The organism is Paenibacillus sp. JT31N7, assembly GCF_059692095.1.
Genome location: NZ_JCAUAT010000006.1, coordinates 141,263 through 166,376, shown reverse-complemented (window position 1 = coordinate 166,376; position 25,114 = coordinate 141,263). Strand labels below are relative to the sequence as shown.

Below are 25,114 nucleotides of genomic sequence, written 5' to 3'. Positions count from 1 at the left end.
AAAAATGCCTAGCGATTGCAAAAAACCGCTAGGCTAAATTTAATTCTTAATAAGCGTTCCGTTGTAATGCCTCAACGGGTACTCTGGTCCCTGTCCCATAGTTCTCAACCTTGACAGGGCGTACGGCATGCTGCATCCGCTCCATTAATCAGTCGCTTAATCAGCGCAACAAACTTTGGCCGCCTGTCCGGCCGATGATGGAGGCGATCTCCAGGATGAGGGCCACGTTCCCGTCACCCAAAATCGTCGCCCCGGCGATGCCTTCGACTTTGCCGATGTAAGGCCCCAGCGACTTGATGACGATCTCCTGGTTGCCGATCAATTCGTCGACCCCAAGAGCGAGGCGCTTCTCGGCCGACCCCACGATCACGAGCGGAATGTGGCTCCCCGTGTACTCCGTGTACGGAATCTGGAGATAATCGTGGAGCCGGGCAACCGGAATGACCTGATTGCGCAGGACAATGACCGACTGTCCCTGGACGCTCCGGATCTCATCCGGGCTCACGCGGACGATCTCCGCTATGTTGCTCATCGGAACGATGAAGGTCCGCCCGCCGAGCTTGACCTGAAGGCCCACGATAATGGCCAGCGTCAGGGGAAGCTTGATTTTGAAGCAAGTTCCGTGGCCGAGGCGGGTTTCGATGTCGATCAGCCCGTTCAGCTTCTCAATGTGGCTGCGGACGATATCCATTCCGACGCCTCTGCCGGATACATCGCTTACCGTGCTGGCGGTTGAAAAGCCCGGGCGGAAAATAAGTGCCACGGCCTCCCGCTCGCTCAGCTGTGCGGCCTCTTCCTGAGTGATGACGCCCTTCTCCAGCGCGGAACGGATCATCCGGACGGGATCGATTCCCGCTCCGTCGTCCTGCACGTAGATGACGACCTGGTTGTCTTCGTGGGCGGCCCGGATGGTAAGGACGCCTCCGGCGCTTTTGCCGGACAGCGTCCGGACCTCCGGCTTCTCGATCCCGTGATCCACCGCGTTGCGGATCAGATGGATGAGCGGATCGGCGATCTCCTCGATGAGCGTCCGGTCCAGCTCGGTATCCTTTCCTTCGAGGACGAGCTCGATCTCTTTGCCGAGCATGCGGGAAAGGTCCCGGATCATGCGGGGAAAGCGGTTGAAGAGCTGCTCGATCGACAGCATTCGCGTCTTCATGACACTTTCCTGCAGATCGCCGATGATCCGCGACAGATGGTCGGCTATGTGGCCCAGCTCGTCGACGGTCTCATCGGCGAAACGCCGCCTCTGCGTGCGCTCCACCTGATGAATGCGGGTCTGGTCGATCACGAGTTCCCCGACCAGGTTCATCAGGTGCTCCAGCCGCTCGACGCTCACGCGGATCGTCGGAGACTTGGCCTTCGCCGGAGCATCCGCGGCCGCCGGCCGCGAGGCCGATGCGGAGGCTTGCGGCGGCGTGGCGGCGGCCATGGCGCTGTCCGCGCTCCATGCAGGCCCTGCCGCGGCCCCCGTGCCGCCTGCTGCGCCCGCCGGAGCCGCTGCGCTGCGCGACGGGCCTGCCGCGTTCGCTGCGGCGGCTCCGCTGCCGCCCACGCCCGCAGTGCTGCCCGCATGGCCCGCGGAGTCCTCTGCGGCCATGACGCCGCCTGCTCGGCCTCCGGCGTCTGCTGCACCCGCCGTATTCATTGCAGCCGCCGCGCTGTCTCCGGCGCCCGCCACATCCCGCGCGGTCCCGGTTCCAGTTACCGCCGCTTCTTCATGCGCAAGCGGCTCCACCACGGCCCGCTCGACCTCCATGAGGCCGTCCGCGAACGCCTGCAGTTCCTCCAGGGACTGCTTGCCTCCATACAGGAAAAGCAGGTCCCCGGGGCCTTCCTCGCCCAGGCCTTCCGGCTCCGGATCGGCCAGAAGCACGTCGCCGTGTTCATTCAGCGCGGAGTGTATGACGTACGCCCGGGCTCCGCGGATCAGGCATTCGGAAGCAATTCGGATATCAACCCAGAACAGCTCTTGACCGAGTTCCATCCGCTCCTGCACCCTTAACCGCAAATCGAGCGAAAGAGACGGTTTCCCGCGATGAGTGGGCATTTCCTCTGCATCCGGCCTATCCCCGTCCAGGCCCGGATCTTCACTGCCGAAGCTCCTCAGTGCCCGGACACAGTCCGAAATATCCACGGAAGGCGGCTCCCCGCCTACGATGTCGTGCTTAAGCTGTTTAAGAACATCCAGCGCCGTGAAGAGCAGGTCGACCATAGAACCCGATACGGCGAGCTGCCCGCTTCTAACCCGGTCCAGCAGATGTTCCATCTCGTGGGTTAACTGCTTCATCTCCTCGAAGCCCATCGCGGCCGACGATCCTTTGATCGTATGAGCCGCCCGGAACAGGCATTGAATGACGGTCCCGGATTCGTCCGACTGCTCCAGCTTCAGAATCTCCCCGTCCATAACCTGAAGCTGTTCCTCCAGCTCCTCCAGAAAGATTTCCCTATACTCGGACAACATACCCGTCAACTCCTATTCGTGAAGCAGAACTTCGTCCAATTTTAAAATCCCGGCCAGGCTGCTGTCCGCAAGCCCGATTCCCGTAAAAAATCCGCCCTGCACGCCGCCCACCCGTTCCGGAGGAGGCTGAATGTCCGTGAAGGTCGTCACTTTGCTCACATAATCCACCATAATCCCGACGGTGTCCTCCAGGTGATGAACCACGACAATCCGGGACGCCTTCGTCGGCTCCGCCTCTTCCATTCCGAAAAAGGTCCGGAGGGAAATGACCGGAACGATCCGCCCCCTCAGATTGATCACCCCTTTGACATAGGGCCTTACACCCGGAATGGCCGTAATGGCCTGCATTTTAATAATCTCGTGAATATCGTAAATCCGGATGGCATACTGTTCCCGGTCGATGCCGAACGCCACATATTGTTCCTGCCCGCTTCCCTGCATAAAAAGGTCCTCCTTGCTGTTCATACGGAATCCGGCCCCCGCCGTTAAAAGAATAACCCCAATCAGGCTGACTGGGGTCCCTGCCTCGCTAGGCGGATTTGCTGATTTTAAACACCGCTACCGTCCGGTTAAGCTCTTCCGCCAATCCGGCGAGCGACTGGGCCGTCGAGGCCGTCTCTTCGCTGCTGGCCGCCGACTGCTCGGTTACGGCGGAGATGCTCTCGATCGACGACATGACCTCGGAGGACTGCGCCGCCTGCTGCTCGCTTGCCGCGGCGATCTCCATCACCTTATTGGCCGACTCGTTCACCATTCCGATAATGTGATGGAACGATTCGCCCGTCTGGCGGGACAGAACCACGCCCTCGCCGACCGCTTTGACGCTCTGGCGCGTATTCTCCTGCATGCCCTTGATAATCGCGGTAATCTGCTTCGTCGCTTCCCCGCTCCGTTCGGCGAGCTTGCGGACTTCGTCCGCAACGACCGCGAACCCGCGTCCCTGGTCCCCGGCGCGTGCCGCTTCGATTGCCGCATTCAGGGCAAGCAGATTGGTCTGCTCGGCGATATCGTCGATCACTTCGATAATCTCTCCGATTTTGTTGGAATCCTGTTCTAGTCTGGATACCTGCTCATTGACCTGGTTCATGCTCTCGATGGACGAGTTCACGATCTTGCCGCCCTGCTGGGCGATATCGAGCGCATCCGACGATACCTCCGAAGCTTGTTCGGCACTGGTCGCGACCGACATAATCGCGGTCGACAGTTCCTTGAACAGCTCCTGGATGGTTTGCGCGGCGTTGGCTTGACTGACGCTTCCGCTGGCGACTTCCTGCGTACTCGCCGAAATCTGCTCGGCCGCCGCCGACACGCTCTCGGCCGACGTCAGAATGCCGCCCACCGTGCTTCGCAGGCTGTATACCATATCGTTTACGGATTTGGCCAGCTGCCCGATTTCATCGCGGGTGTCGATATGTGTGACTTCGGTCAAATCTCCCGCGGATACTTTACTTACCAAACCGACCACCTGGTTAAGCGGCCGGGAAATGATCCGCGCGATAGCATACCCCAACCCGATGGAGATCAGGAAGGCTGCAATCATCACCCCGAAGGTCACGTTGCTGGAGCTTTTGTACAAGGCGGCGCCTTCGGCGTTGCGTTCTTTCGCCAGCTTCACGTTAATCTCGAACATGTCGTCGAAAGCCTTCATGACTTCATCGCCTTTGGTTTTGAAGCTTCCGCTCGCGAGCAGGGCTTTAAACGCTTCCCGGTCATCGCCGTAGCCGATTTTAACGGCCTCCTCCAGCTGCTTCTGGTAGCTCTCCCACACGGGATGAAAAGCCACAAGCAAATCTTTTTCACCTTGGGTGACGTTGGTTTTCTCGTAGGCTCCTATTTTTTCCCCGATCTTCTTCACGTTCTCATCAATGTTTTTCTTATATTCGTCTTTCTGGGCCGGAGTTTCCGTAAGATCGTTCAGGTCCCTGAGATCCGTTCTTATCACTTGATAATAAAAGGAAGCGTCCGAAACAACCCGGAGCGGAACCAGGTTATTCTCATACATACTGCTCAGGCTGTTGTTGAGCTTGCTCATATTGAAAAGCCCGAAAAAACCGGTAAATACAAGCAGAATCGCGATGAATACAAATGCGGACACGAGCTTTGCGGATGTTTTTAAATTGCGGTACCATTTCATTGTCCGTACCTCCTGCCTTTGCGTCCTTCAATCACTTTGAGCTCGGCCTCCAGATCGTGCAGAATGTCGTCTATTTCTTCGCTCGTTAATCCTCCCTCATTTCTTTCCGGATTGTAATCGGCTCTTCTTCTGGAATTGTCCCACAGCACTCTTATAAATCTCGTTTTTTCCAAGTATGTTCCCCCATCTTAAATTGTTGATTTGTCGCGACGTTTTTTATGCGGCTTCGGACTTTTGCAGAAGAAGGATCATATGGATCGTTCCGACTTCCGCAAGGGAAACCGCTATTGAAATCCCTTTTTCGAATCCGTAAAGCTTCATTTGACCTACCATGACCGTGGGCGGGGTAATATCGATTTTATGCCCTTTCTGATAGATAATCGCCGACGTATTTCCGGCAATCATATTCGCCATTTCTCCCACAAAACTATGGAGCATTTCACCCTCAAGAGGCATGCCAAACATGGATTGTCCCAGTTTACCGAACGTTTCGATGTCTCCTTCAATCACAAGTCTCCCTTCGACATCCCCAACGATCCCGATCAGCACTCCGATCTCGCCCTGGATGACCGCATTTTGCAGCATACTGGGCGGCTTCGTGTCGATGGGGATGGGAAAAACCTGGCCCATCGATGCAATGGTACTGTTCAGCAAATCTTTAACTCCGTTTGGATTCTGCACTTCAATCAACCACCTTTATGTGTATAAAATGATCTCAGCCCGGGACCTTCGCTGTGGAACGACCTCGGATAGAGACAGACATTTACCCGCAAATTCGCATCCTCCCTTTCGGGAGCTTCTAAAAACCGAGCAATCCGTCATAGGTTAAAAGACCTAGAAGATGTTTTAATCATAAACCGCAAAAGAGCAGTGGTAACCGAAAAAGCTTTGCGGGAACCCGCAAAAATATTGCGGAAACATGTAAATTCCTGTCGGATTAATGGTAATAAATAGACAAAAAAACCGTATCACGGCTGTGTACGGTTGAATTTATGTCGAACTTGATAAATTTTTTATCAGGCCATTTTCGGAAAATCTTCATCGGACAGCAGGCCCAACTGCTTCGCTTTCATGGCCGCTTCGATCCGTGATTTCACGTTAAGCTTGTGAAACAGGTTCGTCAGGCAGTACTCCAGCGAGCGCTGGCTCATCAGGACGGATGCGGCGATTTCCTTGTTGCTTCTTCCTCTCGCGATCTCCTTCAAGATCTCGTATTCCTTGGAGCTGACCGCCTGCGTTTCCGGATTGCCGTTCGCCGATTCCGCAAACTGGCTGCCCGTCGTCCTCCTCAGCTGTTTCACCAGGGACAAAGGCAGCACGGCTTCCCCCCTGAGAGCGCAGCGCACAGCCGTTACGAGCTGTTCCTTGTTTGCCGTTTTGAGGACAAATCCGGCGATTCCGGCTTCAATCATCAGATTGAAATGATTGTTGAATTCAAAGCCGGTGTAGATCAGGATGACGGCGTCCGGAATAAGGTTGAGAATTTGTTTGGCCAGATCGATCCCGTTCATCGTAGGCATGTGCAGATCGATCAGCATCACATCAAAATGCTGGGCAACCGCCAGCTCCAGCGCTTCTTTGGCCGTATGGGCCAAGGAAACTTTCATATTGGTATCCTGCTCCAGCAGCATTTTCGTCCCCTCCATGACGGAAGGATGGTCGTCGACCAATAAGATCTCAATCATGGTTATCCCTAACACTCCAATTTCTGATTTCGAATTTCTGATTCTGTTTCACCGGTACGTTAATGAAAACGGCGAGCCCATTGTTCGGGGAGGAGTAAAATTCAACGTCGCCATCCATACTGCGAACCCTTTCTTTAATGCCGTAAACTCCCATACTGTTAAAGGACTCCACCATTCCACTAACATCCATACCGATTCCGTTATCCTCATAACTCAAATGAATCCGGTCGGAGTGAGCCGACAACTTGAATTGAACTTTCGCTGCGTTAGAATGTTTCGTCGCGTTGGCCAGAAGCTCCTGTACAATTCGATACAACCCGATCAACAAATCGTCGTCGTGCAGGGAGCCGTGAAAGCCCGTGTAGTCAAAAGCAATGGAATAGTCGGTCCGCAGCTGCGTAAATTCGAACAGGGCTTCCAGAGAAGCCACAAGGCCCTCTTCCTTGAGCATCGGCGGCCTCAGCTCGTTGCACGTGATGCGGATCTGGTAAATGACATCGAGCAGCCCCTGCGTAATCTGGGCCAGCTTCTCGCGCAATCCCGGCGGAATCCCGTCGTCCGACGAAATCTCGTCAAGCTTGCGGTACCAGATGATCTGCTCCTGCAGAGCCCCGTCGTGCAGATCCTGGGAAAGACGCTTGCTTTCATTCTCGGATAAAGTGAATAAGAGCCGGATCAGCCAGGAAGGCGTCTTCTGCCGGGTCGCCAGCTCACGCAGCTCCTGAGTCAGGTCTTCGATGACTCTGAAATTATCGTACAGGACACTCGCGTAGCGGGCGATCGTTTTGATCCATACCCTTTTGGATTGCAACACGAGTGAAGAGGATTTTTCCCCGATGCAGAGCAGATAGCTTTTTCCTTTAATTTCTCCGATGCGGATCAGATGGCCGTCCGGCGTGTCGATAATTTCGCAGACGGGCAGCGGGTCGGAACAGCCCTCGACAATCTCCTCCCAGACGTGCTGGGGAATGTCCGAGCTGCCGTTTTTGACCGTAATCTTGTTCTGCTTGTCCACCTCAACGAGACTAACCTTCTCTGTACGGATCATTTCCCGCACTTCCTGAATAAGCCTCCGGTCCAGCTCCTGCACGTTCATAAGCCCGAATAAATCGCTTGAGAAGCGGTCCAGACTCGTCTGGAGCATATAATAGCGGTCCTTGCTCTCGCGGACGATCTGCTCCGCATAGTCCCGGTCCTTCTCCGCCTTCTTCTGCTCGCTTATATCCCGGATCACGGTCATGGCGACATCCATGCCGATATACGGAATGGGAATGGTAACGACTTCGGCGTCGATGATCCTTCCGTCCAGCCGGATGATCTTGTGTTCGGCGATGCGGGTGGCTTCCTTGTTCTCGTAAACCGCGTTCAGACGGACGCGCACCTTGTCCTTGTAGTTCGGGTGGACGGTATCGTAAATCGAGCGGCCGATCAGGCTGCAGGTCGTTCCCGCTCCGAACAGATCCAGTCCGGCCGGATTGACGTAGTCGAATTTGTGGTCCCGGGTCAGAATCGTCGGAATCGGCGACAGCTCCACCAGGTGGCGGCTCAGCCTCTCGCTTTCCTGCAGGGCGGTTTCCGCCTGTTTGCGCGTCGTAATATCCTCGAAGAAAACGAGGAAAGCTTCGGTCCGGGCGTCATAGATGGCGGTCGCGAGCATATCGACCACATTGCCGTCGCGCCGGGTAATGGCCAGATCGATAGGAGCGCTGGTCCCTCGTTCCCGGATGGTACGTTCTTCTTCGAAGAGCATACCCGGCTGAAGCCAATCCTGCGGTGCCGTGCCTATGATCTCCTCCGGACATCCAGCGCCCAGTACCCGGACCGCAGCGGGATTCACGTAGATGACCCGCCCGTCTTTATAGAGCGCGATCGAAACCGGGGACAGTTCCACAAGGCTGCGGTAGCGTTCTTCGCTGTCCCGGAGCGCCTGCTCCATCTGCTTGCGCACCGTAATATCCGTATGCACATGAAGGGAGGAAAGCGACAGCCCGTCGTAGATGCCCGTCACTTCCACATCAATGACGCTTCCGTCGGAACGGACCATTTTGTACGTCAGCGGCGGAGCATACTTCTCGTGCGCCATCGCAAGCGCGCGGCTGCGGGCCTGCTCGACATAATCCGGATGCATGAACTCGTAGATGCTCCGGCCGATGAAATCGCAAGGCAGCGCAGCGCCGAACAGCTCCAGCCCTGCGGGATTCGCATAGATAAACCGCTCGTCGCGGATCATCGTCAACGGCTGGGGCAGCAGCTCGATCAGATGCCTGTACCGTTCTTCGCTCTCCATCAGCTCCCGCTCGATTAACACTCTCTCGGTAATGTTCCGGGATACGATGATAATGCTCTCCACTTTCCCGTCGGCTCCCTGGACAGGATTGGCCACACAGTCGAAATGCAGCTCGGAGCCGTTCGCATGGATGAGCCGGCAGCGCGACGCCCATACGCAGGCCGATTCCCGCATCCCTTCCAGCTTAAGCCGGACAAGCTTCTCGTCTTCGGGATGCATGATATCGTACAGCGATAATTCCGCCGCTGCCGCCCCGTCCAAACCGAGCCTCGTTTTATAGGAAGGAGACGTGTAGCGGAACTTTCCGTCCGTACCGACTACGGCCACGAGATCCGTCATATTTTCCGCGATCAGACGGTACATGGCCTCGCTATTTCGTAACGACCGCTCCGTCAGTTTCTTCGAAGTAATATCCCTGCACAGCACAAAAACTCCCGTAACCGCGCCGTTTACATACACGGGCACCATTTTCATTTCCCAGTGGTACATGCGGCCTTCTTTATGGTAAGAGGTCATTTCGAACGTCTGGGCAGCCCCCTGCACCACCTGGTCGAAATACACCGACATCCGCTTCAGGCTTTCCACACCGAACAATTCGATAAGCGACAGCGGGTTCGCGATCTTGTTCCCGTTCTCCGTAATTTCCAGGGCGGCCGAATTGATATCCAGAACCTTCCCGTGCAGATCCAGCTCCACGATCGCATCCGAATGATGTTCGAATAGAGAACGGTAGCGCTGCTCGCTTCTCAGCAGGGCTTCTTCCGCCGCTTTGCGGGCCGTAATATCCAGGACTACCCCGTCCAGACGGATAATCCGGCCGCTCGCTTCATCCAGCGTCGGAATCATCCGCACCTGTACCCACCGGATATCGCCGGTCGCGTGAACGATCCGGTACTCGCTGAAATCGGAAATCCCCTGTTTGACGTTATCGCACGCTACCCTGTACCGCTGAAAATCATCCGGATGGATAATTCTTTCCCATGCTTGCTGGGTAGCGAAATATTCAGCTCGATAGCCGGTAATATTGAACAGAGCTTCCGATGTGAAAGGAACGCGCCGGGACGAGTAATCGTACGACCAGGTGCCGACATCCACGGTATGCATAATATTGACCAGCAGGCCGTACTTTTTGACGAGCTGCTCGTGATGTTTCCGTCTTTCCAGACTCCTTTTGTAAAGGATGAGAATGATTTGGGCAGTCAGAAGAAGGATGCATATAGCAGCGCCGACGATAAATTCATTCAAGATGTGTGTCTCCTTTATGCGTTGAAGAATAAGCTCGGGGATGGGCTGCGGCAGATGCGGCTCCCGTGGAACCATAAAGGCGCGAATCGGATTCGGATAGCTACTATTTCGGAAAAAGTACCTTCCAGTCCTTCCCGATCCGTTGCGTGAATGCGGATAATTTTGGTAATGGGGAAATTTGTTTAGCGGTAAAGTTTTTATACCGCGAAGCATTGGTTTATAATATAGCTTATCCGGATCCGCATTTAAAGGAGATCTTGCAAATGAGCCCTGATATTTATTCAACCTCTTCCCTGCCCTCTGCCGGCGGGAAGCCCGACATCCGGCGCGTCCTGATCATGACGCCCGTCGAAGCCGAGCGGGACGCCGTGCTCCGCGGTCTTGCCGGAGCGCCCGGCTTCCGGGTGGAGCTCGCGGGCGTCGGCCCCGTGGCGGCGGCTATCTCTACCGCGACGGCGCTCGCCGCCGCCGAGTACGACCTCGTCATAGCCGCCGGAATCGCCGGCGGCTTCGAAGGGCGCGCCGCGGTCGGCTCGCTCGTCGTGTCGAGCGAAATTCTCGCCGCCGATCTGGGCGCCGAGACGCCCGGGGGCTTCCTCAGCCTGGACGAGCTCGGCTTCGGCTCGGCCCGCGTGCCCGTCGACGCGGCGCTTGCCGGCCGCGTCGCCGAAGCTCTGGCGGCCGCCGGGCTGCCCGTAAGCACAGGCCCTGTGCTTACGGTCTCGACCGTGACGGGCACGGCGGAGCATGCCCTGGAGCTGGCCGGGCGGGTGCCCGGCGCCTCCGCCGAGGGCATGGAGGGCTTCGGCGCGGCAAGCGCCGCCCTCGCCCGCGGCATCCCGTGCCTGGAGCTCCGTTCGGTCTCCAACGCGGTGGGACCGCGCAACAAAGCGGCATGGCGAATTCCCGAAGCGCTCGCCATGCTGGAGAAAGCCAGTTCAGTCTTACCGGAGGTGCTGTTATGAAAATCGCGTTTTCCCCGTGTCCGAACGACACGTTCGTCTTTCACGCCTGGGTGCACGGGCTCGTCCCGGGCGCACCCGAACTCGATGTCCTGTATGCCGATATCGATATCACCAACGGCCTGGCCGCCAAATCCGGCGGTCCCGAAGTGATGAAAATCTCTTACGCGGCGCTGCCCTGGGTCCTCTCGGACTATGCCCTGCTCCCTTGCGGCGGCGCTCTGGGCAGAGGCTGCGGACCGCTCGTGCTGTCCCGGGACTCCGCCGATCCGGCGTCCCTCTCCGGCAAGCGCGTGGCCGTCCCGAGCGAGCGCTCGACCGCGTACCTGCTGTTCCGGCTGTGGGCCGCGCAGCAGGTTCCCGGGGGCGTCGGCGAGATCGTCGTGATGCCTTTCCACGAGATCATGCCGGCCGTCCGGGACGGGAAGATCGACGCGGGCCTCGTCATTCACGAGGCGCGCTTCACCTACCCGTCCTACGGTCTCAGCCTGCTGGCCGATCTCGGCAGCTGGTGGGAGTCCGACACCGGACTCCCGATTCCGCTCGGCGCCATCATCGCGAAGCGTTCGATGGATCTGGAGGCGGTGGCGGGATGGATCCGCTCATCCGTCGAGTACGCATGGGCCCATCCGGAAGCTTCTCAGGCGTACGTGCTCCAGCACGCGCAAGAGATGTCTCCCGAGGTCGCCAAAGCGCATATCGACTTGTACGTGAATTCGTTCACGGCGGATCTCGGCGAGGACGGCTACGGAGCGATCGAAGCGCTGCTCGGACGAGCCGCGCGGGAAGGGCTGGTGCCCGAGTTCGATCTGAAGATGCTTCGCGCCTAGCCTTGGGGCTATCCTTCCATCATCGGAACGCGTCCGAAACTTTCACCGACTGACGGTGGAGAGCAGCACCAAATGAAGCCGGCACATGAAAGTTATCCCCCTTAAGCAGAGAACCCAAAAACAGCCTTGGTTCGGGAATTGACCGGACCTAGGCTGTTTTTGTTTTTTTAATATAAAAAAGTTGTCTTTGTCCCCGGAACACCGTCATGTGACGCCGAGCACCGCGCGCTGGGAGCTTCGCGCGGTGCGGAATTTCTAAGTCGTTCCGCCGCCTCCGGATTTTTTTACTTTTACCCTACGAGTCCTTGTTCTATGCTGAAATCAACAATTTCAAACCGTTTTGTTAATGCTTTTCACTTGCCGGCGTATTAACATACGTAAATTTCCTCGACCAGAATACTTACCCGAAGAAAGAAAGGAGGAAAGGAGTTGGAGAGCGTTTCAATAAATATGGAAATTTACCGCAATCAAGATGAGACAACGCGTGGAAATATTTTAACCTCCGAACAATTTTCACAGCTGTATGAAATGTACATCGACCGCGTTTACAAGTACATCTACTATCGGATTCACAATTCTTACGAGACGGAAGATATATGCAGCAAGGTTTTTGAGACGGTCATTTCCAAGTACAACAGCTTTTCGGAAGAAAAAGCTAAATTTGATGTGTGGCTGTTCGCGATTGTAAGAAACGCGGTGACCGATTACTTTCGCGCCCGGAAAAAAAGATTCCATTTTTCACTGGATTCCATTACCGGACACATCCTGCCTAAGCCGTCACCCGAAGAGCTCGCTATCCGGGGCGATGAACATCAGGCACTGTTTAAAGCGCTGGAAAAACTGCGTGACAAGGAACGCAATATCATCGCAATGAAGTTCGCGGCCGGTCTGAAAAATTCGGAAATCGCCGAATTGATGGGGGTTAGCGAGTCCAATATCGGCGTCGTAATCTTCAGAAGTTTAAAAAAGCTGCAAAAAATTTTGGAGGCGGGTAGGTTCAGGAATGAGTGAAAAACAAAATCCGGAAGCATATGAAAAAGTCGTTGATCTGCTTGAAAACATGGAGGTCGATCCCTTGACCAAAGAACGTATTTTCAAGCGTGTGGCAAACAAAATGGAGACGGGAACCCTTCAACCCGAAAACACGAAAAAGGATGCGATCGCTATGTTGAATAGAAAATGGAAAACCGCTGCCGCGACGGCCGTTGCTGTAATTATCATTGGAGGCGCTCTTTCGACCACCTCATACGCACAGGGGATGTTCCAGTCCATCCTGGCACGTTTTCAAGTGGGCAATATGGAAATTGTCCAAACCGACAAGGAACGGCCGGGCAGGACAAAGCCGCCGAGCCCGGGGAGATAAAGCTTCCGGAACAGCCGAAGCTGACTGTGCAGGAAGCCCGTGCCGCAACAGGCATGAATTTCCCTGCGCCTGCCTGGACAGCCGGTTTTGAATACTTCAACACGGTTATTCAAGCTAAATCCATGGTAGAAGTGCAGTACAGCCAAGGCGAAAAAACCGTTAACTTCCTGATCTCTACGAGGGGCGAAAACGGCATCGAGACAACTGACCAGGTTAAAACGGAGGTTATCGCCGGGAAGAAAGTCTATTTTGCGAACGGGATTGTATTTTGGGAAGATAAGGGTTTCACCGTAGAGATGTATGCACAGGAAGATTTCGACACGGCCTCGCTGGAAAAAATCATCAAAAGCTTTGCCGTCGGAAAGCCGTTGACGCAGGAAGAAATCGACAAAGCGAAATCAGTCCTGGACAACAGCTTGAACGCGGAAAAAGCCGGACCCGCTCCAGCTTCGAACTGATAGGGAATTATTCGCGGCAGCTTCTCCGGGACAAGTGATGCTCCACAACCCCTACGGGTTGCGGGGCGTCTTTCTTTTATGCCGGGAGGTTCGGAATTACGACGGCTGAAGCCACGCTGCGGCCTCGTTTGTCATCCCGCCAAAATGATTCAAAAAGAAGAAGCCCGCAATAAACAGAGCTTCTTCTTTCTTCTTGTGCGGTCCGCTATAACGGGACTTTAGCACGGGCATCCGGCTTCGGCTTTCGGCTTATATGCATCCGCTGCTGTGAGTGCGGCAGCTTGCCCGCAGTTGTCCGCCGGTCGGCCGTTGCGTGCGCCGCTTATACGACGGGGAACCAGCCCGGTGTATTTAGGATCGCGTTCCACAGAGGGTCGGGAATAACCAGACGCTCTTGATCGTCCCGGGTTAAGGTCGTCTTGATTTCCGACTCTCGTCCGTCCGCGACTTTGCCGACCCAGTCCGGTTCCACGATCAGCTCGCGGCCCAGGGCGATCAGAGGCACGCCGGACTCCAGAGCTTTCAATGCGTCGTCTGCCGTATGGATAGAGCCTACGCCCATCACCGGCGTTCTGCCGCCGACGGTTTCGAGGATGATTTCGATCCGCGGACGGTTATCGTCTAGCGTTCTCGAAGCCGACCAGAAATCCATCAGGGAAACGTGGATATAATCCAGACCCTTGTCGGCCAGCGCATTTACAAGCTGAATGGAATCGTCCATGGAGATTCCCGGTGTTTCGGGTTCTTCCGGCGAGAACCGGTAGCCGACGGCAAACGGCTGTTTCGCATGCTCGGCCGCGACGCGCTGCACTTCATCCACGATTGCAAGCGGGAAAGTCATCCGCTTGTTCACATCTCCGCCCCAGCGGTCGTCGCGGCGGTTGGAATGCGGGGAGAAGAACTGCTGAATGAGATAGCCGTTCGCTCCGTGAATTTCCACACCGTCATAGCCCGCTTCGATGGCGCGACGGGTCGTTTCGCCGAAGTCGCGGATAATGCCTTCGATTTCGGCCTCCGTCAGCGCTCTGGGCACGACGCTTCCTTCCTTCTCTTCCGCCACGGCGCTTGCGCTTACGGTCTCGCCGTTCGGCACCAGCTCCGGAGGGCAGCTCCGGCCGCCGTGGAAAATTTGCAGAATGGCTTTCGCTCCCTGCCCCTTGATTGCCGAAGCGAGGCGGGCGAGGCTCGGGATCATCTCATCACGGTCTCCGGCGAATTCGCCGGGGAACCCTTTGCCGTTAGGCGTTACGTACGTACAGGCGGTAATGACAAGACCCGCTCCATTGGATCTGCGTTCATAATACGCGATTTCAGCGTCCGAGACGGTTCCGTCCTCATGGGACGAAAAATTCGTCATCGGAGCCAGCACGACCCGGTTATCCAGCTCCACACCGCTCGGGAGCGTAAAAGTTTCAAACAAAGCGTTAAACTTGCTGTTCATCTGGTTTCTTCCTCCTCTATATCCGTTCACACGTACAAGATTAGCTTGCTCAAATTACTCGGGAGATATAAAAAGACTCGCGGACACGCCCTATACGGACTTCTCCTTCGCCCGCTCATGACGCTTATAAAAGCCGGAAGATTTCCGGCGGTTGCTTGCACTTGACTGTTATTTTATCTGTAACAGTTATTCATTGTCAATCGCCCTTACTGCTGAAATCCCCGATTCGGATACTTTACTCTGTCTATTCCGCCTGTTTCTCTAGGGATTTGGCGAACAAAACTTTTTTTACATTACCGATCATCCGGCTGTTTCGTCTCTCGGTGCGGCTTGCTTTCCGGACAAACTGTAACTATAATGATTACAAGATACACAAAAAAACTCCCTGTTTGCTTCGTTCAGACGGTCCGAGATAGAAATTTGGAGGTTTTCTAAGATGAAAATTGAAATCTGGTCCGATTTTGCATGTCCGTTCTGCTATATCGGAAAACGCCGGTTCGAGCAGGCGCTTGAACAATTTCCGCACAAGGAAGAGCTTGAAGTGGTGTACCGCAGTTTCGAGCTGGACCCGAACTCCCCCCGGGATATCGGCCACAGTGTCCATGACATGCTGTCCCAAAAGTACGGGATGAGCGTGGAGCAGGCCAAAACGATGAATGCCAATGTGGTCGCGCAGGCGGAATCCGTCGGGCTCACCTACCACATGGATACGATTGTCCTGACGAACACGTTCGACGCGCATCGTCTGGCTCATTTCGCCAACGCCCACGGCAAAATGCACGAGATGACGGAGCGGCTGCTGAAAGCCTACTTCACGGATTCCCTTCATCTCGGCGATCGTGCCGTACTGGCTTCCCTTGCCGAAGAAGCGGGACTGGACAAGGCCGCGGCCGAACAGATGCTGGCAGGCGACCTGTATGCGAGCGAAGTGCGCGCCGACGAGCAGGAAGGCGCTGAGCTGGGCATCACCGGCGTTCCGTTCTTCGTGATCGACCGCAAATACGGCATTTCGGGCGCCCAGCCCGTTGAAGTTTTCCAGCAGGCTTTGGAGAAAGCGTACGGCGAATCCAAGCCTCTCACGATCTTAAGCGACGGAGAAGGCAGCTCGGCTGACGGAGCCTGTGCCGACGGTGTTTGTACGCCTCCCGTGCGGGATAAGTAATCTTTTCCCGCTTCAATTCAATGACAAAGGCCGTCCGGCATAGGACGGCCTTTCTGGCGTTCGGCGGCCGGTGCAGAACTGCCGCTTCCGCGCGGGCAGAAGCCGCCGCCCTGCGGCAGCAAGGGCCGCGCGGCCCGAGGCAGTTCTTGCTCTAAAGCAGATGGCACGTCCCTGGAAGCGTGCCGGCGGACGCAGCAAGAGCGGCTGCCCATCTGCGGCTGGGCACCTTCATGCGAAGCAAACACCGCGAGTTCTGAGAGCGGGTAACAACCGCACGGCAAAGACACGGAACGTCCGGTGTCCCGTGTCTGCTTTTCACCCCGTCCGCGCTCCCGTATCCTGCATTATCATCCGGCTGGCCATGTCTGCTTGTTCATTCCATCCCTGTCACAGATCCTTCTTCTTCATCCTTCAACCGACTTGTCCTCACTCGCTCCCGCCTTCTTCATCCTCAAGCGTCGCGGAATAAATATTTTTGCCGTAAAAAATTTCGTCCATCTCCAGCGTCAGGCTTTCCGTTATTTCCTCCTGCTCCTCGGGAGTCAGCGTGTCCTTCGTATACCCGAACAAATAGTTGTTAAGATCGAATTCACGCAGTTTACATTTCGTGTGGAAAATATTTTCCTGATAGACGTTCACGTCGATCATATGATACTTATCCTTGATGGACTGCGGGATATAGTTCTGGATGGAGCTAATTTCATGGTCGATAAACAATTTATGGCCGTTAATGTCCCGCGTAAAGCCGCGAACCCTATAATCCATCGTAAAAATATCCGTGTCGAACGAATGGATCATGTAGTTCAACGCCTTCAGCGGAGAAATTTCGCCGCAGGTGGAGACATCGATATCCGCCCGGAACGTGGAAATGCCCTCATCGGGGTGGTATTCCGGATACGTATGGACCGTGATGTGGCTTTTGTCGAGATGAGCCACAATGGCATCCGGCAGAGGTCCCGGGGATTCCTCGAAGGATTCCGTGGGCGCCGTATCGACCGGACCTTCCGATACGAGCATCGTAACGCTGGAGCCCTGGGGCTCGTAATCCTGCTTGGCGATATTCAGAACGTGGGCGCCGATGATGTCGGATACGGTATTTAAAATTTTCGTCAGCCTCTCCGCGTTATACTGCTCGTCGATATATTCGAGGTACGCCTGCCGCTCTTCCCGGGTACGGGTGTAGCAAATATCGTACATATTAAAACTCAATGACTTTGTAAGGTTATTAAAGCCATGGAGGGTGATTCGCTGCTCGGGTGTCAGTGCCATCATTGATTTCCCCCTATCCCACTTCAGGTTAAAAAAAGACTCTTTTTATTTTTACCCACTCTGCTCAATAAAAAACATGTCGAAAAAAGGGGAAAGCGGAAGCGCCGGAAAAACAAAAAGGCCGCCCTTGCGGGCAGCCTCTGTCACGCGCTTTACGCTGCTTACTTGAACCCGGGGAGACCGCGTTCCTTCAACCATTTCTCTTCGTAGTAATCAAACACGTTGTTCTGGGCAAGCGCTCTTCGCTGTACGGCATATTCACGCCCGAGCTCCATGGATCGTTTCAGAACCGTTTCGACTTTAAGCCTTGTGATCGGCTCCGTAACGCCGTGCTCCTGGACAAACGCGTACAGAGACTCCGCTTCCTCCTGTCTGCCCGCCAGACTCCAGCCCATCGCTTCCTCGCACAGGATGTGGGAAATGATCATTTTGTTGTGTTTGTTCCCTGTCTCATTGCGGAGGGCGTCCATAAGAACCGGCATAAAATCTATCGCGTTGATCCGGTCCCTGCCGATCACCTGACTGAAATATTTCGCGTAATACAGCACAAACAGATCCGTAAACTTTTCCGTGATCCCTTTCTTGCTGCCGATATATTTATCGAACAGATATGTTTCCGACTTCAACAGCAGAAATTTGAGGCTTTCTTCTTTAACACTCGGGATCGTAAATAAAATATTCCAGTAATAATAAAGCGATTCGTACGGATCGGAAATCGTCTTGGCGAGCCTGCCGTCCGAAAAGATCAGCGTACCCAGCCCCATCGCCAGCGATAAAATACCGAACAGCGTCACAACGAGGTAGTCCAAGCTGTTTTTGAGCAGCGTCAATGCCAGAATCCCCGTCACCAGGCTCATCACAGGCCCCAAGATAAAAATGACCGACTGCTTCTTATTATTCCTCTCATAGGACGCCTCATCGCGGAAATCGGTTACATCCACCAGCACATTGCCGACGTAATAAAAGTTTTTCCACGAAAAAATCAATTTTTTCTGCGGAACGGACAGGGTAACCGGCCCCAGACTGAATTTGATTACTTTTCTGCCCGTCATAAACGCCCCCAGAACATGACCCAGTTCGTGTACAAAAAGGGCGGCTCCGCCCGCAACCACGAAAGACAGCAGGAAAACGACGATATTCAGAGCCATACTAGGGCTCGCAACGGCAATTGCCGCAAGCACAACTAAACAACCGATCAGAAACTTTACTTTTCCCTTCATTTCTCTCTCCTTTGAAGACCGGTAGGCTTTGCGCTGAACGCTCCCTGCCGTTTGTTAAAAAGTAGTGTCAGGTTTATTTTACCTCATAAAATAAAAAGTTAAAAACATAAAGAGGCACATCCGCCCGAACGAATGTGCCTGACATGCCGGAATGGCCTCTACTTATCCGGTGCCGCGTGATAGTCTTCTTTTAAAATCCCGTAGATTTCCAGGTCCACAATTCCTTTGCCCGACCACAATGCGGCCTGCCGGAGCGTGCCTTCTTTGCGGAAGCCGTTCTTGAGCAGCACCTTCTTGGAAGCTTCATTCGCCGGCATCACCTCGGCCTGAATCCGGTTTACCTCCGCTGCCGTGAACAGATAGGAGGTCAGCATCCTGACGGCTTCGGTGGCGATTCCCATGCCCCAGCAATCTTCCGCCAGGAAGTAGCCGATCATCACCATATCGACCTTCCGGTTGAAATCGAAAGCTTCCGCGATTCCCGTCAGCCTGCCGTCCTCTTTGCGGAAGATCCCCCACTTGATTCTCGATTTTTTATCGAAGTCTCTCTCGAAATGACCGATCATCGACCGGACCGTCTCTTTGTTATGCTTAGGGATAATGCCGCAGTGCCGGAATACTTCCTCGTTGTCGTAAATGCCGAACACCTCGTCGAGGCTGTCCTCTCCGATTTTTTTCAGTACCAATCCGGATGACTCCAAGACGGGAACTTGTGCAAATACAGCTTCCATGTTCAATGTTACACCTTCTCGCATTGGAATAAGTCAGTCTTTGGAGCGGACGGGAATATACAAATCCACCTTCGCTTTGCCTTCCGGGTCCCGTGACGGGCCGTTCAGCGAAATCCCGATGAACTGCCGGCGCTCCGGGGGAAGTCCGTTCCGGCTGCCCAGCTCCCGAGCTTCTCCCATGCCCGGCCCGTTACCAGGCAGCTTCCCGTATGGCGCCATTGTCAATTGTCTTCGTGAGCGGACCACCGACTTGAACGGGGTGGTACCAGAGCTCTCCTATAAGGCAAGAAACTCTTTCTCGGATAACCTTGCATTAATATAATCAATCGCTCCCTCGATGCTCATCATCTGATTCATCACATTTTTCACGCCGAGACCGATAATCTTCTCGACTTTCCGCAGATTGAAGTTATGTCCTGTCGGGAAGGCGGATTCTCGAACCCCGCGGTACTCTAAGTCTTTGGCGAACTTCAGCCAAGGGTATTGATCCATGACATTCTGGTTGCTGTAGATGAAATCGTTGACCGAAGCGCCGCCGAGCAGCGTGACTTGCTCGGCAATTTCATGATCATAGAACCAACGGAAGAAGGCTGAGACTTCGTCGTCCTTCCGGCAATATTTCGATACGCCTAGCGAGCCTCCGCCGAGCAGCGGCTGTTGGCCAGGGACCTCTGCGAACCCAACGAGCGGGGATATCTCGCTGTGGGCGATATTCGAGAATAAGTTCATATACACGATGAGCATCGCGATCTGACCGTCTTCGAATAACGAGATGGACTCGTCCCACCATTTGGCAGGTAAGTTCCTAGCTATGGATAAATGATCGATATAGCTATGAAAGGCATCAATCGCAATCTCTTTGGATAGAGCCAGCTTATTGTCTTCTTGGATCAAATGTCCGCCTTCGGCATAATACCTGACTAGGAATTCGGAAGCGATAATCTCTGAATTTCCCGTCGTTACGCAGGATCCATGGGATAGAGGCGACTCGGGGTTACTCGCTCGAGAGAAAAATGCAGAAATCCGATTGAACGCCTCGAAGTCGGAGGGCGTTCGCAGTTCGGCTTTATACTGCTCATAGAACATTCTTCGCACCTTGGTATCTTCGAAAATATCCTTACGGTAGAAGAGCATCTGAATGCTCGGATCGAAAGGTACCGCGTAAGGGATCTCGTTCACATAAGCATACCGATCAATAAGCTGTGAAGGATAATTCGTCAGCAACTCCTGCATCTCCGGGCTTAACGGCTTTAAAGTCTGGCCCGCGAACCAAGATAACCCGGCCATATCAACACGAATGATATCGTAATGTTTATGGTTGTCGATATCGGATAAGATATCGTAAATTTCTTCGAACGAATAGACAGCTAGTCGAAGATCAATACCGGTCGTCTTCTTAAAATGCGGCGCTAATTTCTTGAGCGCATCCGTGGTTGGACTCGGGATCGTAAGAATGTTCAGCGTCTTGTTCGCCGTTGGATGACCAAGCGCTTGGTCATCGAACATAAACCCGCGATTCAACCCGATGATCGGGGCTCCGTCACGCTGGTCCGTCGTCTCATGACGTAGAATCGTCTCGGCAATTTCTTTGCCTAGCCACTGATAATTGATGTGATACTTGTGAATGAAATCCTCGGTTAAAAACTCGGAATCGGCCAAGCTGTATATCTCCGGACTTTGGCCCGTACTCCCTAAGAAATGGGCATTTTTGATATAACGCGCTCGTTCCAGATCACTGGTCACAATGCAATCGAAGGCATCCCCTGCAAAGAAATCAAATGCATGATTATAGGCCGTAGATTGCGCGGCAGCAATCGTATGTACGCGCAAATCCAAAGGTGATAGTTCTTCCATGATGGCATTTCTAAAATCCCGATCACAGGAATATTGGAGCAAATCGGTGAATATTCCGATCTTCCGGTGCGCTTTTTCTTTTATTTTCTGAGCAATCGTTCGTCCGGATGCACCCGCATCGAAGCTGGCGAATTTCATTGTGTTTTGCAATTTACGATAGACAAAAATGATGTTCTCCCGTGGAATGCCGAGCAGGTCATAATATTCCATGGCATCGTCCACACAGGAGACCGTGATTACAGCACAGTCCCGATTCGCAGCAATTTCTTGCAGAAGGGCTTGTTCATTCTCTTTCTGATCTTGTGTGAGATATAAATTTGTCGTGTACCCCGCACGGAGAAGGGTGCTATGGATTGCGATATATAGCTTGTTATAGGAATCCGATGAAATGTTAGGCAAGATGAGGGAGACGGTTGTCGTGCTTCCTTCACGTAAAGATTTAGCGCGCGCGTGGATCTGGTAACCCATTTTACGAGCGGCTTCTTCCACGAGATTGATTTTCTCCAGACTTACATTTCCTCTTCCGTTCAGCACATTCGATACCGTTCCATGCGACACCCCCGCAGCTTTGGCGATATCTTTGATCGTAGGCATGCTCCATCCTCCCCCCTTTTTGATGATAGTTGGCTAAATTAATTATATCGGGTCCTCAATTGATATGCCATCATCACGATATTTTGACACGTTCCAATTTTAAAAAGTATTCCGAACGGACGTTAAAGTGTTGTTTTTGTAGTGTTTTACGTAGATATATCGCGTTCTAGTGAAAACCAACTCTCAAATATTTATTGACTCGTTCCAATAATATGTTAGAATTCTATTCAAGAAAGCGTTAACATCACATCTGGATTGATCGTTCGTCAGTACGGTTGATCAAGATTTGTACGACATCATGATTAAGGGGGAGAGGAACGCTGTGGATCCAATCCAGTATGGCCAGATGTTCGGACATTGGGAGATGTATGTCAGAATCCTTGCGAGTGCATTGATGGGCCTGTTTATTGGCTGGGATCGATCACATAAACATAAGCCCGCCGGTATGAAGACGTATACCTATACCTCAGTGGCTTGTACATTAATTACGATTATTTCCATCTCTACCGCCAGTCATTACAATGAAACGGGTCAACTCATGCGCGCCGATCCGATGCGGCTAACGGCTCAAATCGTATCTGGCTTAGGATTTATCGGAGCGGGGGTCATTCTTAAGGATGGGGAACGGGTTAAGGGGCTAACATCGGCGGCCATGATATTTTTCTCAGGCGGCGTCGGAATTGGCATTGGAGCGGGGTACTATGGCATCGTCATTTTCTCCGTTGTCTTAACTTTTTCCCTTGCAAGAATCAGTCGATTTCTTCCGATGAGCAACCTGGGAGATGATCGGAAATCAAGAAGCAGCAATGATGCTGCTAGGAAACAACAAGAGAAGGAATGTATCTGAATTCCTGCATATCTGCGAAGCGAAAAGGAGATATTTGTATGAAAGTTCATTTTCTAGGATCTGCCGCGTCAGAAGGGATACCGAATCCATTTTGCAAATGCGAGGTTTGCGTGAAGACGCGAAGCGAGAAAGGGAAAAATAGTAGAACGCGGTCAGCTGCGATTGTTGATGATACGATGCAGATTGATTTCCCGCCAGAATACAGCTACCAAGTCATGCGGGATGATGTGGATGTTACTCGTATTTCGGAATTGCTCTTCACGCATACGCACCCCGATCATTTTAACGCAGGAGATTTGTTCAGTCGGATGGAAGGGTATGGTCACCACGTTACGCATCCGCTGCATATTTTCGGGAATGATCGTGCTGTTAATGGTTGTCTGGATGTGTTGACCGACTATAGTCCGCAGCGGTTTCAATTCACTCGGATGATTCCATTCGTGACAGTAGAGTCCGGCGGAGCGCGCATTACGCCGCTTCTCGCCAATCATGCGAAGTGGGAGACGTGTCTGATCTATTTTATCGAAAAGGAAGGCAAGACATTGCTGTATGGTCATGATTCAGGATGGTTCCCGGAATTGACGTGGTCGTGGCTTGCGGACAAACATATCGATCTGACGGTACTCGAATGTACACATGGCTACAATCAGAATCCGCATTCCGATGGTCATATGAGCATTGAGACCGTGTTGGAGACACAGAAGCGATTGCTGGATAGCGGCATTCACTCGGCATCGAGCCAGATCATCGTCTCGCATTTATCTCATAACAGCGGTTTCATGCATGACGAGCTTGTGGACATTTTCAAGCCTCACGGTATCGAAGTGGCTTACGACGGTCTCATCAAATTTATTTAATAGGGGATATTACACATGAAGACTACTATCGTTCCGAGACTATTAATTATGATGTTTCTGCAATATTTCGTTCAAGGCGCTTGGAATATGACTTTAGGGTTAGTTCTCAGCACATCGGGCTTATCTTCCATCATCGGTACTTCTTATGCATTGCTCGGCATCGCGACGATTCTGTCGCCGCTGTTCATCGGGATGGTCGCGGACCGGTTCATCGCCTCCCAGAAAATTATGGGCATCCTGCATATTGTTAATGCTTGTGTGCTGCTAGCGATTCCGTCTCAGATTCAATCGGGCAACGCGACGATGTTCCTCGTATTGCTCTTTATCGTCGGTGTGTTGTTCTATCCTACGACGGGACTGTCGAATAGCATCAGCTTCAGACATATTCATGGCGCCAAAACATTTCCGGTGATTCGGGTGTTCGGAACATTTGGTTTTATGGCGATCGGTTTCCTGCTCGGACAGATGGGCTTCTCGGGCAGTACTATGACCTTCAAAATTGCAGCAATCTCTGCCATTGTGCTCGGGATCTATTGCTTCACACTTCCGAATACACCGGCAGCTGGCAAGGGTAAGAAGTTCCTGATGAAGGACCTGCTCTGTCTTGATGCGCTCGCATTGTTCAAGGATAAGAACTTTACGGTATTCATGGCCTGTACGATTTTCTTGATGATTCCTAAAACAGCTTACAGTGCTTATGTGCCGGTATTCTTGGGCGCACTAGGGTTTAATAATGCAGCTACGATTATGCAAATCGGTATTGCAACGGAAGTTATCTTTATGTTCTTACTCTCTCTGTTTCTTTTCAAATTTGGATTCAAAAAGATTATCCTGTGGGGCGCGATCACGTGGGTTCTTCGTTCGTTGTTGTTCTCCTTCGCAGCAGTCGATGCAGGCATTCTCGTCATCATCATTGCGCTGGCACTGCAAGGGATTTGTTGGGACTTCTTCTTCACGGCGGGAGACATCTATGTGGACAATAAAGCGGACGTGACGATTAAAGCGCAGGCACAGAGCTTGAAGTTCATGATCTCGAACGGGCTAGGGCTGTTGTTCGCTTCTTCGGTCACAGGTTATATCTTCAATCATACGGTCGTGGATAAAGGGGCGGCTGCGCTGAAGCAGTGGCAGCAGTTCTGGATTTACCCCGCTGTCGTGGCGGCTGTCGTCGCGCTAGTGTTCTTCCTGTTCTTCAAGGATAAAGGGATGATATTCCAGAAGAAGAATGCGGAAGAAGGTCCGGTTTCGGAGTCGAATGCCGTGTAATAAAGGAGCCGAAAGGCTATGGAAAAAGGCTACCGATAAGGTCGATAGCCTTTTTCTTTGCATTTTGGTGAGTTTTATTGGAATCCGCCAGGGAGCGGATTTTTTATTTTTCGGCGATGGCGAGCCGCTTCGCGTCAGGCCGGGCCATCCCGGAACGGTGCCTCGAACGCCTCGACTTCGTCTCGGGCCGGAAGAGAGGTCTGCGCGCCGAACCACGTCACCGCCAGAGCCCGTCCTTCGAGGCGAACCGGACCGCTTCCTACAGCGGTGCCCCTCGCTCCACCGGACAGCCAGTCCCGCGTTGAAGGCGTCTCCCGCAGCGGTCGTATCGGCGACGTCCACCCGGTAGGCCGGATGCGCTCCCTGCTTCCCGTCCAGGCCGTAGAGCACACCCTTACCGCCGTACGTTACGACGACGCCCGCTCCGCCTCCGCCGTGCTGACGA

Annotated in this window: 23 protein-coding genes; 9 read left to right on the top strand and 14 right to left on the bottom strand. The window is 53.5% G+C overall.

All coding sequences use genetic code 11. The features are described from left to right. Positions 1–160: 160 nt before the first annotated feature. The 7 genes from AC58P5_RS22885 to AC58P5_RS22855 all read right to left on the bottom strand — a co-directional run bounded on the left by AC58P5_RS22885 (position 161) and on the right by AC58P5_RS22855 (position 9,815). Positions 161–2,464, bottom strand: coding sequence for a chemotaxis protein CheW (locus AC58P5_RS22885; RefSeq protein WP_497390685.1), 2,304 nt, complete (start codon positions 2,462–2,464; stop codon positions 161–163). Positions 2,465–2,476: 12 nt separating this feature from the next. Continuing rightward, the gene (locus AC58P5_RS22880) at positions 2,477–2,929 is read right to left on the bottom strand and encodes a chemotaxis protein CheW (RefSeq protein ID WP_497390683.1); all 453 of its coding nucleotides are present in this window, start codon (positions 2,927–2,929) and stop codon (positions 2,477–2,479) included. Positions 2,930–2,993: 64 nt separating this feature from the next. After that, positions 2,994–4,598, bottom strand: coding sequence for a methyl-accepting chemotaxis protein (locus AC58P5_RS22875; protein WP_497390681.1), 1,605 nt, complete (start codon positions 4,596–4,598; stop codon positions 2,994–2,996). Continuing rightward, the gene (locus AC58P5_RS22870; protein WP_497390679.1) at positions 4,595–4,771 is read right to left on the bottom strand and encodes a hypothetical protein; all 177 of its coding nucleotides are present in this window, start codon (positions 4,769–4,771) and stop codon (positions 4,595–4,597) included. The genes AC58P5_RS22875 and AC58P5_RS22870 overlap by 4 nt, the downstream gene beginning before the upstream one ends. Before the next feature lie 43 nt (positions 4,772–4,814). After that, on the bottom strand, positions 4,815–5,279 hold the full coding sequence (locus AC58P5_RS22865) for a chemotaxis protein CheX (protein WP_497390677.1): 465 nt from the start codon (positions 5,277–5,279) through the stop codon (positions 4,815–4,817). Between the two features lie 335 nt (positions 5,280–5,614). Next, positions 5,615–6,283 carry a response regulator transcription factor gene (locus AC58P5_RS22860; RefSeq protein WP_497390675.1) on the bottom strand — a complete coding sequence of 223 codons (669 nt, stop codon included), beginning with the start codon at positions 6,281–6,283 and terminating at the stop codon, positions 5,615–5,617. Next, complete coding sequence (locus tag AC58P5_RS22855; RefSeq protein WP_497390673.1) at positions 6,276–9,815, bottom strand: PAS domain-containing sensor histidine kinase; 3,540 nt, start codon at positions 9,813–9,815, stop codon at positions 6,276–6,278. Before AC58P5_RS22855 ends, AC58P5_RS22860 begins: the two co-directional genes overlap by 8 nt. Positions 9,816–10,078: 263 nt before the next feature. Between AC58P5_RS22855 and AC58P5_RS22850 the strand changes: the two genes are divergently transcribed. The 5 genes from AC58P5_RS22850 to AC58P5_RS22830 all read left to right on the top strand — a co-directional run bounded on the left by AC58P5_RS22850 (position 10,079) and on the right by AC58P5_RS22830 (position 13,428). Next, positions 10,079–10,780: a futalosine hydrolase gene (locus AC58P5_RS22850; protein ID WP_497390671.1), complete on the top strand. Its 702-nt coding sequence runs from the start codon at positions 10,079–10,081 to the stop codon at positions 10,778–10,780. After that, positions 10,777–11,607, top strand: coding sequence for a 1,4-dihydroxy-6-naphtoate synthase (locus AC58P5_RS22845; RefSeq protein WP_497390669.1), 831 nt, complete (start codon positions 10,777–10,779; stop codon positions 11,605–11,607). The genes AC58P5_RS22850 and AC58P5_RS22845 overlap by 4 nt, the downstream gene beginning before the upstream one ends. A 429-nt stretch (positions 11,608–12,036) precedes the next feature. After that, entirely contained in the window at positions 12,037–12,618 is a 582-nt protein-coding gene (locus tag AC58P5_RS22840; protein WP_497390667.1) for a sigma-70 family RNA polymerase sigma factor, read from the top strand. Continuing rightward, positions 12,611–12,970 (top strand): hypothetical protein, encoded by a 360-nt coding sequence (locus AC58P5_RS22835; protein ID WP_497390665.1) that lies wholly within the window; start codon positions 12,611–12,613, stop codon positions 12,968–12,970. The genes AC58P5_RS22840 and AC58P5_RS22835 overlap by 8 nt, the downstream gene beginning before the upstream one ends. Before the next feature lie 26 nt (positions 12,971–12,996). Continuing rightward, positions 12,997–13,428 (top strand): hypothetical protein, encoded by a 432-nt coding sequence (locus tag AC58P5_RS22830; RefSeq protein ID WP_497390663.1) that lies wholly within the window; start codon positions 12,997–12,999, stop codon positions 13,426–13,428. Between the two features lie 322 nt (positions 13,429–13,750). Here the strand turns inward: AC58P5_RS22830 and AC58P5_RS22825 are convergent, their stop codons facing one another. Continuing rightward, on the bottom strand, positions 13,751–14,869 hold the full coding sequence (locus tag AC58P5_RS22825; RefSeq protein WP_497390661.1) for an NADH-dependent flavin oxidoreductase: 1,119 nt from the start codon (positions 14,867–14,869) through the stop codon (positions 13,751–13,753). Between the two features lie 436 nt (positions 14,870–15,305). Here AC58P5_RS22825 and AC58P5_RS22820 point away from each other — a divergent pair, with 436 nt between their 5' ends. Further along, positions 15,306–16,031 carry a DsbA family oxidoreductase gene (locus tag AC58P5_RS22820; RefSeq protein WP_497390659.1) on the top strand — a complete coding sequence of 242 codons (726 nt, stop codon included), beginning with the start codon at positions 15,306–15,308 and terminating at the stop codon, positions 16,029–16,031. A 426-nt stretch (positions 16,032–16,457) separates the two neighbouring features. Here AC58P5_RS22820 and speD read toward each other — a convergent pair whose 3' ends face one another. The 5 genes from speD to AC58P5_RS22795 all read right to left on the bottom strand — a co-directional run bounded on the left by speD (position 16,458) and on the right by AC58P5_RS22795 (position 21,699). Then, positions 16,458–17,300 carry an adenosylmethionine decarboxylase gene (gene speD, locus AC58P5_RS22815; protein ID WP_497390888.1) on the bottom strand — a complete coding sequence of 281 codons (843 nt, stop codon included), beginning with the start codon at positions 17,298–17,300 and terminating at the stop codon, positions 16,458–16,460. A gap of 161 nt (positions 17,301–17,461) precedes the next feature. Then, a complete protein-coding gene (locus AC58P5_RS22810) occupies positions 17,462–18,520 on the bottom strand; it encodes a site-2 protease family protein (RefSeq protein ID WP_497390657.1) in 1,059 nt (352 codons plus the stop codon). A gap of 158 nt (positions 18,521–18,678) precedes the next feature. Beyond that, on the bottom strand, positions 18,679–19,257 hold the full coding sequence (locus AC58P5_RS22805; protein WP_497390655.1) for a GNAT family N-acetyltransferase: 579 nt from the start codon (positions 19,255–19,257) through the stop codon (positions 18,679–18,681). 27 nt (positions 19,258–19,284) lie between these two features. Beyond that, on the bottom strand, positions 19,285–19,470 hold the full coding sequence (locus tag AC58P5_RS22800; RefSeq protein WP_497390653.1) for a hypothetical protein: 186 nt from the start codon (positions 19,468–19,470) through the stop codon (positions 19,285–19,287). A gap of 57 nt (positions 19,471–19,527) precedes the next feature. Next, complete coding sequence (locus tag AC58P5_RS22795) at positions 19,528–21,699, bottom strand: extracellular solute-binding protein (RefSeq protein ID WP_497390651.1); 2,172 nt, start codon at positions 21,697–21,699, stop codon at positions 19,528–19,530. Between the two features lie 346 nt (positions 21,700–22,045). On the opposite strand from AC58P5_RS22795, the gene AC58P5_RS22790 reads away from it, so the two are divergent. The 3 genes from AC58P5_RS22790 to AC58P5_RS22780 are packed head-to-tail and all read left to right on the top strand — an operon-like array spanning position 22,046 to position 24,669. Continuing rightward, positions 22,046–22,546 carry an MgtC/SapB family protein gene (locus tag AC58P5_RS22790; RefSeq protein ID WP_497390886.1) on the top strand — a complete coding sequence of 167 codons (501 nt, stop codon included), beginning with the start codon at positions 22,046–22,048 and terminating at the stop codon, positions 22,544–22,546. A gap of 38 nt (positions 22,547–22,584) precedes the next feature. Then, entirely contained in the window at positions 22,585–23,403 is an 819-nt protein-coding gene (locus tag AC58P5_RS22785) for an MBL fold metallo-hydrolase (RefSeq protein WP_497390649.1), read from the top strand. A 15-nt stretch (positions 23,404–23,418) separates the two neighbouring features. Next, positions 23,419–24,669 carry an MFS transporter gene (locus AC58P5_RS22780; protein ID WP_497390647.1) on the top strand — a complete coding sequence of 417 codons (1,251 nt, stop codon included), beginning with the start codon at positions 23,419–23,421 and terminating at the stop codon, positions 24,667–24,669. Here the strand turns inward: AC58P5_RS22780 and AC58P5_RS22775 are convergent. Next, positions 24,577–25,059: a PfkB family carbohydrate kinase gene (locus tag AC58P5_RS22775; RefSeq protein ID WP_497390645.1), complete on the bottom strand. Its 483-nt coding sequence runs from the start codon at positions 25,057–25,059 to the stop codon at positions 24,577–24,579. The two genes, AC58P5_RS22780 and AC58P5_RS22775, sit on opposite strands and share 93 nt — an antisense overlap. Positions 25,060–25,114 lie beyond the last annotated feature (55 nt).

Coding starts and splice junctions, on each gene's coding strand:
- AC58P5_RS22795 (WP_497390651.1), bottom strand. CDS start 21,699: ATGCCTACGATCAAAGATATCGCCAAAGCTGCGGGGGTGTCGCATGGA.
- AC58P5_RS22800 (WP_497390653.1), bottom strand. CDS start 19,470: ATGGCGCCATACGGGAAGCTGCCTGGTAACGGGCCGGGCATGGGAGAA.
- AC58P5_RS22825 (WP_497390661.1), bottom strand. CDS start 14,869: ATGAACAGCAAGTTTAACGCTTTGTTTGAAACTTTTACGCTCCCGAGC.
- AC58P5_RS22780 (WP_497390647.1), top strand. CDS start 23,419: ATGAAGACTACTATCGTTCCGAGACTATTAATTATGATGTTTCTGCAA.
- AC58P5_RS22860 (WP_497390675.1), bottom strand. CDS start 6,283: ATGATTGAGATCTTATTGGTCGACGACCATCCTTCCGTCATGGAGGGG.
- AC58P5_RS22810 (WP_497390657.1), bottom strand. CDS start 18,520: ATGAAGGGAAAAGTAAAGTTTCTGATCGGTTGTTTAGTTGTGCTTGCG.
- AC58P5_RS22880 (WP_497390683.1), bottom strand. CDS start 2,929: ATGAACAGCAAGGAGGACCTTTTTATGCAGGGAAGCGGGCAGGAACAA.
- AC58P5_RS22835 (WP_497390665.1), top strand. CDS start 12,611: ATGAGTGAAAAACAAAATCCGGAAGCATATGAAAAAGTCGTTGATCTG.
- AC58P5_RS22875 (WP_497390681.1), bottom strand. CDS start 4,598: ATGAAATGGTACCGCAATTTAAAAACATCCGCAAAGCTCGTGTCCGCA.
- AC58P5_RS22820 (WP_497390659.1), top strand. CDS start 15,306: ATGAAAATTGAAATCTGGTCCGATTTTGCATGTCCGTTCTGCTATATC.
- AC58P5_RS22785 (WP_497390649.1), top strand. CDS start 22,585: ATGAAAGTTCATTTTCTAGGATCTGCCGCGTCAGAAGGGATACCGAAT.
- AC58P5_RS22845 (WP_497390669.1), top strand. CDS start 10,777: ATGAAAATCGCGTTTTCCCCGTGTCCGAACGACACGTTCGTCTTTCAC.
- AC58P5_RS22790 (WP_497390886.1), top strand. CDS start 22,046: ATGTTCGGACATTGGGAGATGTATGTCAGAATCCTTGCGAGTGCATTG.
- AC58P5_RS22850 (WP_497390671.1), top strand. CDS start 10,079: ATGAGCCCTGATATTTATTCAACCTCTTCCCTGCCCTCTGCCGGCGGG.
- speD (WP_497390888.1), bottom strand. CDS start 17,300: ATGGCACTGACACCCGAGCAGCGAATCACCCTCCATGGCTTTAATAAC.
- AC58P5_RS22885 (WP_497390685.1), bottom strand. CDS start 2,464: ATGTTGTCCGAGTATAGGGAAATCTTTCTGGAGGAGCTGGAGGAACAG.